15 protein-coding genes are annotated in these 14,891 nt (G+C 67.0%); 6 read left to right on the plus strand and 9 right to left on the minus strand.

The window, feature by feature from the left end:
- Positions 1 to 19: 19 nt before the first annotated feature.
- The 6 genes from F3N42_RS08195 to F3N42_RS08220 form a co-directional block, all read right to left on the minus strand.
- Positions 20 to 295: a hypothetical protein gene (locus F3N42_RS08195; protein ID WP_150863947.1), complete on the minus strand. Its 276-nt coding sequence runs from the start codon at positions 293 to 295 to the stop codon at positions 20 to 22.
- A 114-nt stretch (positions 296 to 409) separates the two neighbouring features.
- Entirely contained in the window at positions 410 to 2,227 is a 1,818-nt protein-coding gene (gene rpoD, locus F3N42_RS08200; RefSeq protein WP_150863948.1) for an RNA polymerase sigma factor RpoD, read from the minus strand.
- Between the two features lie 79 nt (positions 2,228 to 2,306).
- Positions 2,307 to 4,043 carry a DNA primase gene (dnaG, locus tag F3N42_RS08205; RefSeq protein WP_191621306.1) on the minus strand — a complete coding sequence of 579 codons (1,737 nt, stop codon included), beginning with the start codon at positions 4,041 to 4,043 and terminating at the stop codon, positions 2,307 to 2,309.
- 1 nt (position 4,044) lies between these two features.
- Entirely contained in the window at positions 4,045 to 4,491 is a 447-nt protein-coding gene (locus F3N42_RS08210; RefSeq protein ID WP_150863950.1) for a GatB/YqeY domain-containing protein, read from the minus strand.
- Positions 4,492 to 4,574: 83 nt separating this feature from the next.
- Complete coding sequence (gene rpsU, locus F3N42_RS08215) at positions 4,575 to 4,790, minus strand: 30S ribosomal protein S21 (RefSeq protein WP_150863951.1); 216 nt, start codon at positions 4,788 to 4,790, stop codon at positions 4,575 to 4,577.
- Between the two features lie 88 nt (positions 4,791 to 4,878).
- Positions 4,879 to 6,375, minus strand: a complete 1,497-nt coding sequence (locus F3N42_RS08220) for a gamma-glutamyltransferase family protein (RefSeq protein ID WP_150863952.1) — start codon at positions 6,373 to 6,375, stop codon at positions 4,879 to 4,881.
- 106 nt (positions 6,376 to 6,481) lie between these two features.
- On the opposite strand from F3N42_RS08220, the gene tsaD reads away from it, so the two are divergent.
- The 3 genes from tsaD to folK are packed head-to-tail and all read left to right on the plus strand — an operon-like array spanning position 6,482 to position 8,363.
- Entirely contained in the window at positions 6,482 to 7,507 is a 1,026-nt protein-coding gene (gene tsaD / locus F3N42_RS08225) for a tRNA (adenosine(37)-N6)-threonylcarbamoyltransferase complex transferase subunit TsaD (protein WP_150863953.1), read from the plus strand.
- Positions 7,507 to 7,866, plus strand: coding sequence for a dihydroneopterin aldolase (gene folB / locus F3N42_RS08230; RefSeq protein ID WP_150863954.1), 360 nt, complete (start codon positions 7,507 to 7,509; stop codon positions 7,864 to 7,866). The genes tsaD and folB overlap by 1 nt, the downstream gene beginning before the upstream one ends.
- Entirely contained in the window at positions 7,863 to 8,363 is a 501-nt protein-coding gene (gene folK, locus F3N42_RS08235; protein ID WP_150863955.1) for a 2-amino-4-hydroxy-6-hydroxymethyldihydropteridine diphosphokinase, read from the plus strand. The genes folB and folK overlap by 4 nt, the downstream gene beginning before the upstream one ends.
- A gap of 24 nt (positions 8,364 to 8,387) precedes the next feature.
- Here the strand turns inward: folK and F3N42_RS08240 are convergent, their stop codons facing one another.
- Positions 8,388 to 9,146 carry a pteridine reductase gene (locus F3N42_RS08240; protein WP_150863956.1) on the minus strand — a complete coding sequence of 253 codons (759 nt, stop codon included), beginning with the start codon at positions 9,144 to 9,146 and terminating at the stop codon, positions 8,388 to 8,390.
- A 14-nt stretch (positions 9,147 to 9,160) separates the two neighbouring features.
- Between F3N42_RS08240 and F3N42_RS08245 the strand changes: the two genes are divergently transcribed.
- Entirely contained in the window at positions 9,161 to 10,342 is a 1,182-nt protein-coding gene (locus tag F3N42_RS08245; protein ID WP_150863957.1) for a class I SAM-dependent methyltransferase, read from the plus strand.
- Positions 10,339 to 10,767, plus strand: a complete 429-nt coding sequence (locus F3N42_RS08250) for a VanZ family protein (protein ID WP_150863958.1) — start codon at positions 10,339 to 10,341, stop codon at positions 10,765 to 10,767. The genes F3N42_RS08245 and F3N42_RS08250 overlap by 4 nt, the downstream gene beginning before the upstream one ends.
- Here F3N42_RS08250 and F3N42_RS08255 read toward each other — a convergent pair.
- Both F3N42_RS08255 and F3N42_RS08260 read right to left on the minus strand, forming a co-directional pair.
- Positions 10,684 to 11,943 carry a multifunctional CCA addition/repair protein gene (locus tag F3N42_RS08255; RefSeq protein WP_150863959.1) on the minus strand — a complete coding sequence of 420 codons (1,260 nt, stop codon included), beginning with the start codon at positions 11,941 to 11,943 and terminating at the stop codon, positions 10,684 to 10,686. The genes F3N42_RS08250 and F3N42_RS08255 overlap by 84 nt on opposite strands.
- 7 nt (positions 11,944 to 11,950) lie before the next feature.
- Entirely contained in the window at positions 11,951 to 13,987 is a 2,037-nt protein-coding gene (locus F3N42_RS08260; protein ID WP_150863960.1) for a transglycosylase SLT domain-containing protein, read from the minus strand.
- Positions 13,988 to 14,087: 100 nt separating this feature from the next.
- On the opposite strand from F3N42_RS08260, the gene F3N42_RS08265 reads away from it, so the two are divergent.
- Complete coding sequence (locus F3N42_RS08265; protein WP_191621307.1) at positions 14,088 to 14,867, plus strand: sulfite exporter TauE/SafE family protein; 780 nt, start codon at positions 14,088 to 14,090, stop codon at positions 14,865 to 14,867.
- The last annotated feature ends 24 nt before the right edge of the window (positions 14,868 to 14,891 follow it).

Below are 14,891 nucleotides of genomic sequence, written 5' to 3' on the forward strand. Positions count from 1 at the left end.
TTGGTTACAAGCGGGGTTATCAGTGCCGCATATCCCGACCGTCGCCCGGAAACATGGCCGTGCCGGCGCCGCCCAGTCGGTCTTCCAGGGCGTCGCGAAGGGACTGGATCTGGTAGACGTCTTCGAGCATGGCCCACAGGGAATCGTAGATCAGTTCCAGGCCGTCGTTCTCGGTGCGCACCGCCAGGGTGTCCAGGCTGCCGTAGAGCTGCTGCAGGCGCGCGGCCAGTTCTTCCAGCAATTCTTCCGGGCCCAGGGTGGGGTTGACCACCAGTTTCGGTTCGGGCTTTTCCATGGCCATTCGTCCTCGGTCAGCCGTAGCGGGCAAACCAGTCTGCGGAACTGTGGGGTCAGAGTAAAGGGTCAGGGTAAAATTTACCCTGACCCTTTACTCTGACCCCATCGCTCCTCAATCCAGGTCGAGGAAGCTCCGCAGCTGCTCCGAGCGGGTCGGGTGACGCAGCTTGCGCAGGGCCTTGGCCTCGATCTGGCGGATGCGCTCGCGGGTGACGTCGAACTGCTTGCCGACCTCTTCCAGCGTGTGATCCGTGTTCATGTCGATGCCGAAACGCATGCGCAGCACCTTGGCTTCGCGCGGCGTCAGGCCGGACAGCACGTCCTGCACGGTGCCGGTCAGGCCGGACCCCGTGGCGCTCTCGATCGGCGAGGCAATGTTCGCGTCCTCGATGAAATCACCCAGGTGCGAATCTTCGTCGTCACCGATGGGCGTTTCCATGGAGATCGGCTCCTTGGCGATCTTCAGCACCTTGCGGACCTTGTCTTCGGGCATTTCCATGCGCTCGGACAGCTCTTCCGGTGTCGGCTCGCGGCCCATCTCCTGCAGCATCTGCCGCGAGATGCGGTTCAGCTTGTTGATGGTCTCGATCATGTGCACCGGGATACGGATGGTGCGGGCCTGGTCGGCGATCGAGCGCGTAATGGCCTGCCGGATCCACCAGGTGGCGTAGGTCGAGAACTTGTAACCGCGGCGGTATTCGAACTTGTCGACGGCCTTCATCAGGCCGATGTTGCCCTCCTGGATCAGGTCCAGGAACTGCAGGCCGCGGTTGGTGTATTTCTTGGCGATGGAGATCACCAGGCGCAGGTTGGCCTCGACCATCTCCTTCTTGGCGCGGCGCGCCTTGGCCTCGCCGATGGACATCTTGCGGTTGATGTCCTTCAGCTCGGCGATGGTGATGCGGTTCACCAGCTCCATCTGGCCCAGCTTGGCCTGGATCGCCTTGATTTCCTTTTCATGCGTTTTCAGCGCCGTGGCCCACTTCTGCTTGCCCTTCAGCAGCGGCGTCAGCCACTTGGTGTCGGCCTCGCTGCCACTGTAGCTTTCGATGAAGGTGCGCTTGGGCATGCGCGCCTGGCCCACGGCCATCTGCACGATCATGCGCTCCAGGTCGCGCTGGCGCGACACGGCAAATCGCAGGCGGTCGACCAGGTGATCCACCATCTTCGGCGGCAGCTTGTAGTGCATGAATTCGTCGGCCATTTCGGCCAGCACCTTCTGTGCCTTGTCGTCACCGGCGCCGTGCTTGTCGACCAGTTTCAGGTACTTGTCGTTCTGCTTGCCGAGCTTGGTGAATCGCTCGACCACTTCCTCGATATCCGGGCCGGACGGCGTGTTGTCCTCTTCGGAATCGTCGTCGTCATCCTTGTCGCCGGGCTTCTTGGCCTGCGGGATGGGCTCGTCGGCCGCGTTCGGGTCGATGAAATCGGTGAACAGTTCGGTCAGGCGCTGGTTGCCTTCCTGGTAATCGGTGAACTGCTCCAGCAGCACGGTGTAGGTGCCGGGGAAACGCGCCAGCGAGGCGTGGACCTGCTTCAGGCCTTCCTCGATACGCTTGGCGATGGCGATTTCGCCCTCGCGGGTGAGCAGCTCGACCGTACCCATCTCGCGCATGTACATGCGCACCGGGTCGGTGGTGCGGCCGATCTCGGTCTCCACGGCGGCCAGCGCGGCCGCGGCTTCCTCGGCGGCGGTGTCATCGTCGGCATCGCTGGAGGCCGAGTCATTCAGGATCAACGAATCCGCATCCGGTGCCTTCTCGTGCACCTGGATACCCATGTCGTTGATCATGTTGATGATGTCTTCGATCTGCTCCGGATCGACGATGTCGTCAGGCAGGTGATCGTTGACCTGTGCATAGGTCAGGAAGCCCTGCTCCTTACCCTGCGTGATCAGTTCTTTGAGTTGCGAAGTCTGCTTTTCATTCATGATTTCAAGCCGTCAACTGCCTAAATATAGTCGAAGGGAAGCGCCACGGCGACACGATATCCGTGACATCCTCCCCGTTTCATTTGCCCCGTCCCCGGAGCCGGTCCTTGAGAGCGGCGGCCTGCCGCTGCAAGGTCATGTAATCTGCCTTTTGACCATCGTCCTGGTCGATAATTCGCGGCAACGCCGCCAACGCTTCCTCCACCCGTTTCAGGCGCAACCGGTCGATCGCGTCAAGAAACTCGCGGGCCGACGTTTCTCCGTCCCCGGGCAGGTCCCAGATGGCCAACTTGGCCAGGTGATCATGGGACGGATGTGAGCGTAGTGATTCCAACATCTGGGCAGTCGTCATATTGGGGCGTTCGCGGCAGATGTCAACCAGTTCAAGCAACAGGTCGGCTCCCGCCATGTCAGATCCCAGCAAATCGGCCAGGTCCCCGGCCGCCTGCCCAAGCGCCGGATTCTGTACCAGGTGCGCCAGCGCCAACCGCATCGGCGTGCGCGCCTGCTCCTTGACCGGACGCGGTTTAGGCGCATCCGGTCGCGCTTTTCGCGCCGCACCGGAATCGCGCAGGTGATAGCGCGCCAGTGACTCCAGTCGCTCCATCATCATGTCCCTGAACACGCCGGCCGGCAGCGTATCCAGGTAGGGCCGCGCCAGCTGCACCAGCTTCGCGCGCCCATCCAGGCTCTCCATGTCCACTTCCGCGGTCAGGTGGTCGAAAAAGAAATCCGACAGCGGCTGCGCGAAACCCAGCAGTTTCTCGAACTTCTCCTGGCCCAGCTTGCGCACCATGCTGTCCGGGTCCTCACCGTCCGGCAGGAACAGGAAACGCGCCTGCTTGCCGCCGGACAGCCTGGGCAGCGTGGCCCGAAGCGCCTTCCAGGCCGCCTTGCGCCCGGCCTCGTCACCGTCGAAACAGTAGACGACGGTATCGGTCGCGCGCAGTAGCAGCCCGGCCTGGTCCGGCGTGGTCGCCGTGCCCAGCGTGGCCACGGCATTGCCGAAGCCGAACTGCGCCAGCGCCACGACATCCATGTAGCCCTCGACCACCAGGACCGAGTCCAGGCGGCCGCGCTTGCGCGCCAGGTACAGGCCGTAGAGTTCGCGGCCCTTGTGGAACAGTTCCGTTTCCGGCGAGTTCAGGTACTTCGGGCCGTCGTCGCTTATCGCGCGGCCACCGAAGGCAATGACCCGGCCACGACGGTCGTGGATCGGGAAAATGACCCGGTCGCGGAACTTGTCATAGCTGCCCTTGTTGCCGTCGCTCAGCAGTCCTGCGCGCCGCAGCAGGCCGTCGCGGGTGTCATCGCCACCCAGGGCCTTCATCAGGCCGTCCCAGCCGGCCGGGGCGTAGCCGATGCCGTACTCGGCGCAGATCTCGCCGTTCAGGCCGCGCTGCTTCAGGTACTCCACCGCGGGCGGGTGGGCCTTCAACTGCGACTGGAACCAGTCACTGGCGCGCTCCATCATCTCGAACAGCCCGGTACGCGGGCGCTGGCGCGGTGCGCCTTCGGCCTGCGGCACCTGCATGCCGGCCGCCTTGGCCAGGTCCTCGACCGCGTCACGGAACTCCAGGCCCTCGAACTGCATCATGAAGCCGATGGCCGAGCCATGAGCCCCGCAACCAAAACAGTGATAGAACTGCTTGGTCGGGCTGACGGTGAACGAGGGCGATTTTTCGTCGTGAAACGGACACAGCGCGTGCCATTCGTTGCCGGCGCGCTTGAGCGACACGCGGCGTTCGATGACATCGACGATATCTGTCCGGGAGAGCAGTTCTTCGATGAATGCGTCGGGAAGCCGTCCTGACATCTCAGGCATTCAGGCGCGCGCGAACCGCGGCCGAGACCGCCTTCATGTCGGCGCGACCCTGCACGTGGGGCTTCAGTTCACCCATGACCCGGCCCATGTCCTGCATGCCGGACGCGCCGCTGGAAGTGACCGCGTCGTCGATCAGGGCGGCGAGTTCTTCCTCGCTCAGTGGCTCAGGCAGGAACTCACCCAGGATCTCGAGCTCGAAGCGCTCCTGCGCGGCCAGGTCGTCACGGCCCGCGGAAGTGTATTGTTCCAGGGACTCGCGCCGCTGCTTGGCCATCTTGTCGAGCACGGCGGTGACGCCGGCATCGTCAAGAACAATGCGCTCATCCACCTCGATCTGCTTGATCGCGGCGCTGATCTGGCGCAAAACGGACAGGCGCGACTTGTCGCGGGCCCGCATGGCCTGTTTGACGTCTTCAGATATCCGGGTCTTCAGTGACATGGCACAACTCTCCGCCAACCACGAACGCCGCGGGATTCCGCGACGAGACCGTCACGCGCGGGACTCCGCGCGATCGATGAGGTTCAGTACAGCCGGGTGCGACGATTGACTTCGCGGGCCAGGCGGCGCAGATTGCGCTTCACTGCGGCCGCAGCCTTGCGCTTGCGTTCCTGGGTCGGCTTTTCGTAGAACTCCCGGCGACGGGTTTCCGCCAGGACTCCGGCCTTCTCGCAGGACCGCTTGAAACGACGCAGGGCGTACTCGAAAGGCTCGTTTTCGCGAACTTTTACGCTGGGCATTTCAACTCCAATTCAACTATCCGCCCAAATCGGGCGTAGCCGGTTATTTTAACTCGCATCTGACACTGAAAGCAAAGGGTCTGTGTGTTTAATCCGCGTTTGCGCTGACCGCGCCGCCACGGCGCGGGTCGCCCACGGCGTCAAAGCGTCCAACCGGTCCGCGCGTGACCGCATGTACCCCACCGAAAAACAGGTTCGGCTCTGGCCAGCTTTCCAGCCCCGGCCAGTCGGCGGCCAGCGCGTTGATGGCGTCCGCCGACCAGGCTTGACCACCGCCCGGACAGGCCTCCAGGCCCAGCAGGCGATCCTCCAGGTGCATGCGCGGAGCGGCGATTGCCTGCGCCAGCGGCATGCCGAACACGGTGGTGTTCACCAGCACCTGCAACACAGCCCCGCGGATGCGGTTGGCGCCGCCCGAGCCCAGGGCGATCTCGGTGCCACCCGGAAGCCGGGCGATCGTGGGGCACATCATCGAGGCCAGCCGGACACCCGTCGGCCAGCGGTGGAAGCCACCGGGGCTCAGGTCTTCCTCGCCCAGCATGTTATTCATCAGGACACCGCTGCCGGGCAACACGTAGCCACAGCCCTCGCCGTTGGACACCGTCAGTGCGGCGAGATTGCCCTCTGCATCGGCCACGCCCAGGTGAGTCGTGCCGCGGGAGAACAGCGCGGTTTCTTTCGCCCGCCGACGATTGGCCGAATCCATTGCGCGCGCCAGGGCCAGCGCGTGGCCACGGCTGCCCCAGGCCGAGTCAGCCAGTCCAGTGTTCTCCAGCGCCTTGAGCGAACAGCCCACCAAGGCGCCACCGGGCGACGGCGGCGGATTCAGCCAGGCCCGGGCGCCCAGCGCGTCCACGACGATCGGCTGCCGGCGCTCCACGCGGTAGGCGGCAAGGTCTTCCGCCGCCAGTTGGCCACCCATTGCGGCGCAATCCTCCGCCAGCTGTCGCGCCATGTCGCCCTGGTAGAACAACGCCGCGCCTTCTGCGGCGAAGGCCTCCAAAGTGTCGGCCAGCGCAGGGTTGCGGCCGACTGCCCCCGCCGGCGCCGGCCGGGTTGCGTCTTCGTGTTCCGCGAGCAGGGCCATGGCCGCCGGCGTCTTCTCCAGCATCGGCGTCAAAATGCGGCTGACGCGGTGCTGCTGCTCGTTGACCACGACACCCTCGCGGGCCAGCCGCGCCGCGGGCGCGACGATCGCGGCCAGCGGCAAGCGCCCCAGCGCGCGTGCGATCGTCTCGATGCCGGCGGGGACGCCCGGCACCGCCATCGCTCCCAGGCCAATATGGAACGCCTGCGCGGCGGTACCGAAGTCCGCGAGGATGGGATGAAAGTCCAGCTCCGCCTCGGGCCGTTTCCGCAGGGGTGTGTTGACGAAGAAATCGAAGACCTGCGGCTCACCGCCGGCGGGCCGCGCCATCAGGAAACCGCCGCCACCCAGGCTGGACAACAACGGCTCGGCCACGGTGGACGCGCACAGGGCGGCCAGGGCGGCGTCGAAGGCGTTGCCACCGTCCGCCAGCACCTGCCGTGCGGCATCCGATGTGTCCGGGTGGCCCGAGGCGACGATGCCCGAGGTGCCTGGCATGGTGGTCTCCGAGAAGGTGCGGGCGGCACATGTTAACCCACCCACGCCGGGCTCATTTACAATGGGCCGCGAATCAATGACAGGGCGGCGCGGCCGCGTTCCTTCCATGCGAGTACTGGGCATCGAAACATCCTGCGATGAAACCGGCGTGGCGCTGTATGACAGCGACCGGGGCCTGCTGGCGCACGCGCTGCACAGCCAGGTCGACCTGCATGCCGAGTACGGCGGCGTGGTCCCCGAGATCGCCTCGCGTGATCACGTCCGCAAGTTGCTGCCGCTGGCCTCACATTGCCTGGCGCAGGCCGGGTTGCAACGTTCCGACATCGACGGTGTCGCCTATACCGCGGGGCCCGGGTTGATCGGCGCGCTGCTCGTGGGCGCATCGGCGGGGCGGGCACTGGCCGTGGCGCTGGATAAGCCGGCCATCGCCGTCCACCACATGGAGGGTCACTTGCTGGCACCCATGCTGGAGCCGGAGCCACCCGCCTTCCCCTTCGTGGCATTGCTGGTGTCCGGCGGCCATTCCATGCTGGTCGAGGTCAAGGGTATCGGCCGCTACCGGCTGCTGGGCGAAACCCTGGATGACGCCGCCGGCGAGGCCTTCGACAAGACCGCCAAGCTGCTGAACCTGGGCTACCCCGGCGGCCCCGCGCTGGCCCGCCTGGCCGAGAAGGGCGACCCCAACCGCTTCAGCTTTCCGCGGCCAATGACGGACCGGCCGGGGCTGGACTTTAGCTTCAGCGGCCTGAAGACCCATACCCGGAACCTGGTCCTGGCCGAGGACGACGACCCGGCCACGCAGGCCGATATCGCGGCAGGGTTCCAGCGCGCCGTTGTCGACACGATGGCGATCAAGTGCCGGCGCGCGATGGTCGCCACCCGGGCCAGGCAGCTGGTGATTGCCGGCGGCGTCGGCGCCAACCTGGAACTGCGCGCCACGCTCAAACGCGAGGGCGAGAAACACGGCTGGGCGGTGTCCTACCCGCGGCTGGCGTTCTGCACCGACAACGGCGCCATGATCGCCTTCGCGGGATGCCAGCGACTGCTGGCCGGTGAGCATACCGGGCCCGTGATCGAGGCCCGCGCGCGCTGGCCGCTGGAGCAGCTGGACGCCCCCGGGGAGGCCGCGTGATGGACCGCGTGTTTATCGAGGACCTGCGTATCCAGACGGTCATCGGCGTCTACGACTGGGAGCGCGAGATCACCCAGACCATCAGCCTGGACCTGGAGATGGGTTTCGATATCCGCGCCGCCGCGCGCTCGGATGATATTGCCGACACGCTGGACTACAAATCGGTCGCCAAGCGCCTGATCGCCTTTGTCGAGGGCAGCGAGTTCCAGCTGGTCGAAGCGCTGGCCGAGCATTGCGCCCGTATCGTGCTGGAGGAATTCCCGGTCTGCTGGCTGCGACTCAAGCTGAGCAAGCCCGGCGCCGTTCGCGGCTCCAGCGCGGTGGGCGTGATCATCGAGCGCGGGGAGCGCACGGCATGAACCACGCCTGGCTGGGCATTGGCAGCAACGTCGACCCGGAGCGCAATGTCCGCTACGCCATCGACGCGCTGCGAACCGCGTTCCCGGTTATCGAACTGTCGCCGCTCTACCGCAGCCGCGCGGTCGGCTTCGAGGGTGCGGACTTCATTAACCTGGTGGCCGGCGTGCAGACGGCCATGACGCCGCTGGAACTGCGCACCTGGTTGCGCAACCTTGAAGACAACCAGGGCCGTGACCGCGGCAGCCCGAAGTTTTCCAACCGCGTGATCGACGTCGACATCCTGCTCTATGACGACACGATCATGAACCACCCGGACCTGGTCCTGCCGCGCCCCGAAATTCTTCGTTTCGCGCACGTATTGCGACCGCTTGCCGACCTGTCGCCCGACCTGGCCTACCCGGGGGACGGGCGCACCATCGCCGAGCTCAGGGAATGGATCGCGCTGGACGAGTCCGGGCTCCGACCCATCGACCCGGGGTTCCTGGCCTGGGATTAGGCGGCCGCTGAATCCGTCACCGGGCTAGCCGTACAGGCTTCGCCCACCATCAACGGCCAGCACCTGGCCGGTCACGTAAGGCGCATCCAGCCCCAGCCAGGCCACTGCGCCGGCGATGTCTTCCGGTGTGCCGGTGCGGCCCATCGGCACGCGCTCGAGGATGGCCGCCTGGTTCTTCGCCGCCGTATCCGGGTCCGCTTCACCCTCTGGCCACAGGATGGCGCCCGGCGCGACGCCGTTGACGCGGATATCCGGCGCCAGCTCCCGGGCCAGTGACAGGGTCATCATTTCCAGTGCGGCCTTGGCCATGCCGTAGACAGTATGGCGGCGCATCGGCCGGCGGCCATGGATATCCAGCAGGTTGACGATGGCGCCACCGGCCAGCGATGGCGCCAGTGCCTGGGTAAGGAAGAACGGACCCCGCGCATTGCTGCCCATCAGGGCACGCCAGTCATCGTACTCCGTCTCGCCTACCGGGGTCGGGTGAAACCGCGAGGCGTTATTGACCAGCAGCGCCAGCTCAGGCGTGATCGCCATCACCGAGCGCGCGAGTTGGTCCGGGCCATCCCGGTGTTCAAGGTCGGCCACCGTGACGAAGGCGCTGCCGGGCCGCCGGTCGTTCAGCTCGCGGGCCAGGGTATTGGCCTCGTCAACGCTGGAACGGCAATGGATGATGACCCGCAGCCCACGCCGGTGCAGGGCCTGGACAATGGCCCGGCCAATCCGCCGCGCGCCGCCGGTGATCAGGGCGAATTCATCGCTGGACTTTGCCGCATCGCTCACAGAAACTGCCCTCCATGCCTGACGTCCGACCGAACGCCATCCTGCCCGAACCCCCCGACGAGCTCAAGCAGGTGAGCCGGGCGCTGACCGGACAACTGCGGGCCCGCATTGAGTCCGACGGGTTCCTTTCGTTCCGGGACTACATGGAAGCCGCACTGTATACGCCCGGGCTGGGCTACTACAGCGCCGGCCTGGCCAAGTTTGGCGCCGACGGCGATTTTGTCACCTCGCCCGAGCTGGGGTGGGTGTTCTCGCGCTGCCTGGCGGCGCAGGCCGCCGACATCGGCCACGAAATCGGGCGGTGGGACATCCTGGAGATCGGCGCCGGCAGCGGCCGCCTGGCCGCCGGCGTGCTGAACGCGCTGGGCGAGGATGGCCCAGGAAGGTATCGAATCCTCGAGCGCAGCGCCGACCTTCGTGCCGTGCAGAAGGACACGATTGCTACCCATGCCGCCGCGCACCTGGATCGGGTTGAGTGGCTGGACACGCCGCCAGACGCGCCATGGGACGGCGTCATCCTGGCCAACGAGGTCATCGACGCCCTGGCGGTAGAGCGCTTCACGCTGGCCGACGGCGTGATCCGCCAGTTGGGTGTGCGCATCGACGGCGACGGCTTCGCCTGGGATGCCCGGAACGCGCCGGAACGCCTGGCCGGGGCTGCCGAATCGGCCCTGGGTGAGCGCCTGGGGCACCTGGAAGACGGCTATGTTTCCGAACTCTGCCTGGACCTGCCGGGCTGGCTGGCCACCGTGACGGCCACTTTGCGGCGCGGCGTGGCGCTGATGATCGACTACGGCCACCCGCGCGACGAGTACTACCGCCCGGAACGTCGTGACGGCACGCTGGTCTGCCATTACCGTCACCGCGCCCATGACGACCCGTTCTTCTGGCCGGGCCTGCAGGACCTGACCGCCTTCGTCGACTTCACCGCCATCGCCGAGGCCGGCGATGCCTGTGGCCTGGACTGCGCCGGTTACGCGCCGCAGGCGCAGTTCCTGATCGGCTGCGGCATGGAATCCGTGCTGGCGGGCATGGCGGACCTGCCGGACACTGCGCGGTTTGACCTGGCCCGGGAAGTGAGGATGCTGACCCTGCCCGGCGCCATGGGTGAGAAGTTCCAGGTCATGGCCCTGGCGCGCGATTTCGATACGCCCTTGCGCGGTTTCGGGCTGGCCGACATGAGGGGATACCTTTGAACAACACGTCTCCGGCGCCCGCCGGCGGCACCGGCCGCCTGCGACTGCTGCACTGGTGGTTCGCGCTTGGCGCGGCCATGATGACCTTCGTCATCGCCGGCTCGCTGTTCAACGTCGGCCCGCCGGTGCCGGTCACCGGCATCGACAAGGTGCAGCACACGCTGGCCTACACCGCCATGACCTGGTGGTGGGGCATGGTCCAGCCGCGTCGGAAATGGGCCTGGGCGCTGGCGATGCTGGCGCTGGGTGGCGGCCTGGAGTGGGCCCAGTCGCTGACGCCTTACCGGCACATGGACTGGGTCGACATGATCTACAACACCATCGGCGTGGCCGCCGGCCTGCTACTGCTGTGGACCCCCGCGCGGCATATCGTCCCCTGGCTGGACCGCCAGATCAGCGATCGCCTGGACCCTGGCGCGTCGTAGCGCCACGCCCATCTCCGGGCCCGGCGGGACACCCTCGAGATCACGCGCATGGATGGCCTTCGCGGCCTCCAGCGCGGCGCGGAGCCGCTGCCCCTGCGGGTACGGCCGTTGGTCCAGGCCGCCACCGCGGCCACGATAATCGGCCTCGCAGGCCAGCACGAAATCATCCACGTCATCGCGGCGGAACGCGTCCAGCGCCTCCAGCAGCTTCATCACGGTGTCCGGTCGCGCCTCCAGCAAGCGGTGGCTGCGCAGGTGGTGGCGGCAGACACGAACGGCCAGGTCGCGGGTACGGTTCGGCAATCGGAATCGGGCACAGACAGCTTCGACCAGCGGTGCACCATGGTGCTCATGGCCACGGTGTGACGGCCACTCTTCGGCCGGTGTCAGGCCCTTGCCCAGGTCGTGCAGTAACACCGCGGTTACCGCGTCGGCAGAGCCGCCCAGGGCTTCGGCCATGTCCAGCGCCATCAGGACATGCTCGCCGGTGTCCACCTCGGGGTGATACTCCGGGTTCTGTGGAACGCCGAACAGCCGGTCGAGCTCCGGCAGCAGCACCGCCAGCGCGTCGCAGTCGCGCAGGGTCTCGATAAATACGCGCGGCCGCGGACCGCCCATGGCGCGACTGATTTCCGCCCAGGCCCGTTCCGGCACCAGGTGTTCAAGCTCGCCACTGGCGACCATGTCACGCATCAGCTGCCGCGTGTCCGGGTGCACTCGGAAGCCCAGGTGGGACAAGCGCGCGGCGAATCGCGCCACGCGCAGTACACGCAGCGGGTCTTCTGAAAATGCCGGTGACACGTGACGCAACCAACGGGCGTCCAGATCCGAACGGCCGCCATGCGGGTCGACCAGGCTGCCGTCCCCGGCGCGGGCGATGGCGTTGATGGTCAGGTCGCGCCGGGCCAGGTCGTCCTCGATACTGACCCCGGGATCGAACGTCACGGTGAAGCCATGGTAGCCGTGGCCGCGCTTTCGCTCGGTGCGGGCCAGCGCGTACTCCTCGCCGGTTTCGGGGTGCAGGAACACCGGAAAGTCGGCGCCCACCTGGCGGAAACCCTGGTCCAGCAGCCACTCCGGCGACGCGCCGGTCACGACCCAGTCGCGCTCGCGCACGGGCAGGCCGAGCAGTTCGTCGCGGACGGCGCCGCCCACCAGGTAAACCACGGGATTCATTTGCGGATCAGGGCGCGACGGCGGCCATGTCGGCCGGGCCGGCGCTGCACACCACCTCGGTCGTTTCGTCGTGGTCAATGTTACCGGATTCGATGTCCGGCATACGCGCGCTGACCCGCCGCACCGGCTGGCCCAGGCGCCACTCGTAGATGGTCGTGAAGGCCAGCACCCGGGGGATGTAGTCCCGGGTCTCGTAATACGGCAGCGTTTCCACCCAGGCCGCGGCATTGCCCTTCGGCCGGGACTTCAGCCAGCGGTCGACCGCGCCGGGGCCGGCATTGTATGCGCCGGAGACCAGCACCGGGTTGTCGGCGTAGTCATCCAGCAGGTCACGCAGGTAGGTGGTGCCGAAGCGGATGTTGGTGGGCCCGTCCAGCAACTGTGCGCTGGAGCGGTAGCCGATGCCGTGCTTCCGCGACAGCGTACTGGCCGTGGCTGGCGTGACCTGCATCAGGCCCAGCGCATTGGCGGACGATCGCGCCGACTCCATCATCGCGCTTTCGGAACGCATGATGCCGTAAACCCAGGCGGCGTCCAGCCGCTCGCGGCGCGCCGACTCCAGCACCGGTTCCTCGAACATCACCGGGAATCGCCATTCGTACCAGCGCAGGTCGCCACTGTCCCCAAGGGCGAAGATGGCGCGGTCATACCAGCCCTCACCCCGGGCGACGGCCGCAGCCGCGCGCAGTTCTTCGACATCCAGGCGCCGCATGCTGCGACCCCATTCCGCGCGCGCCCAGTTCTCCAGATCGACGCGGTGCAGTTCCAGCGCCCGCCGGATGTCGTTGCGCCCGGCAACCGCCCCGGCGACATCGTCAGGCACCACCGGCGGTATTTCGCAGATCGTGTAGGGCCAGCGCAGGGCATCGGCAGCGAGGAATGCGTAGTAGTTGGTCTCGCGCGCCAGCGACGAGAAAATGGTTTCGGCCCGGTCGCCCTCATCGAGTGACGCCAGCGCATGGCCCTTCCAGTAGCGCCAGCGATCATCGTCTGCGGTCTCCGGCGCCATGCGCTCGATCACCTGAAGCAGCGCCGGCCAGTCGGACTGCGCCAGCAGCAGGCGCGCCCACCACTGGGTCAGCTGGTCATCAACGTGGGCGTCGGGCACCTGCTCGATAAAGGCCCGCGCGCCCGGATCCAGGTCGACAGTGGCCATCAGCGCGATTTCGCGCATCAGGTCGCCACGGGCCTGGTCGCCCCAGTTGAAATGGCCGTCCAGCGCCGTGAACACGCGCATGGCTTCGGCCGGGTCACGACGCAGCAGTTTGCGCAGCGATGTATCGGTGATCTGGCGCGTGACCGGCGTATCGGGCCAGGCTGCCGCTTTGTCCAGGCCGCGGTAGCGGGTGCGGTCGAGCTGGCGCCAGCGATCGAGCCAGGCCTGGTCAGCCGGGGCGAGGAAACGGGCCAGGTAGGCCGTCAGCGAGGCATTGCCCTCAGCCATGGCGCGATTGATCCGTGTCCAGGCCAGTTCGGCGTCGACGCCGCCCTGCTTCATCATCCAGGCGAACAGCGGGTCACAGGCATCGGGCTGGGAGTGGCCCACCGCCCACAGGTCGCGCGCCTGCGCCAGCAGGCCGGTGGTATCGTTTTCGGCCAGCCGCGCGCGGGCGTGGTAACAGCGGTTTTCGTCGGTATCCGCAGTCGCCCCGTAACGCCGCAGCGCGGCCCAGTGCCCGCGCTCGCCCAGCGCCCGCAGCCACGATCGCCGCAACGCGGTGACAAAGGCCCAGTCCTCGTGGGCGTCGAGGAAGGCGGCGACCTCGTCCGGGTCCGCCACCGCACGCCGGTAACGAAAATCTTCGTATTGCCAATAGGGGTAGAGGATGTAGTCGCTCAGGCGCTCGCCCGCGGCGTCAAAGGTCGAGCGGTCGCCGGCCCTGGCCGACTGCCAGGCCTGCATGAACAAGGCACGTTGCGCCGGGTCGACAGCCTGCGCCGCCGGATTTGCCGATACCTGGTTCGCCGACAAAAGCGATAGGGCGCACGCCAGCGCCGCGGCCGCCAGGCCCTGGGTTATGCTGGTCAGATGCACCCTGTTCATGACCTCCACAATAGGCAAAGCCCGGTCAGCCGACAAGCCCACTTCGCCCAAGCGAGCGTGACCCGTCACGACGCGGATACGACCACCACGGGAGCCGGCCTTGAGCCCCGTTGACCTGGTGGTGATTGGCGCGATCGCCGGGTTCCTGGCGGGATTCCTGGGCATCGGCGGGGGACTCGTGATCGTGCCGGCGCTGACCCTGTTGTTCAGCCGCGACTCGGCATACGCCCCCCTGGCCACCCACATGGCGGTCGCGACTTCGTTGGCCGTGATGCTGGTCACGTCCCTCAGCTCCATCGTCGCGCACGCGCGGCGGCGGGCCGTGGACTGGCCACAGGTCGGGCGTTTCGTGCCGGGGTTACTGGTTGGCGCGGCCATCGGCGCCGTGCTCGCCGACCACCTGGACACCCGCCAGCTGGCGCTGGTTTTTGCGCTCTTTGTGACCGCCGCGGGCATCCAGTTGCTGGTCGCGCGCACGCCGGAAAAGCAACGCCCGCAACCGGGCAAAGCCATCCAGGCCGGGGTGGCCACGGTCATCGGCGCGTTATCGAGCATGGTGGGCATCGGTGGTGGCAGCCTGACGGCACCCTGGCTGATGTGGCATGGCAGCCTGCCCCAGCGCGCGGTGGCCACGGCGGCCGCCTGCGGCTACCCGATCGCCGTCGCCGGCGCATTGACGTTCGTTGTACTTGGCCGCGAGCTGGGCCTGGGGGTGACCGGCTATGTTGACCTGCAGGCGTTCGCCGGCATTGCCATCGCCGGCGTATTGACGGCACCGATCGGCGCGGCCGTGGTGCACCACACCGATCCAGCGCGGGTCAGGAAGATTTTCGGATTCTGCCTGCTGGCCGTGGCGGCCAGGATGGCGTGGGGCGCATAGCGCCCCACGTTGAGACCCGGGTGG

It is taken from the genome of Marinihelvus fidelis, from assembly GCF_008725655.1.
In the GTDB taxonomy this organism is placed as follows: Bacteria; Pseudomonadota; Gammaproteobacteria; order Xanthomonadales; family SZUA-36; genus Marinihelvus; species Marinihelvus fidelis.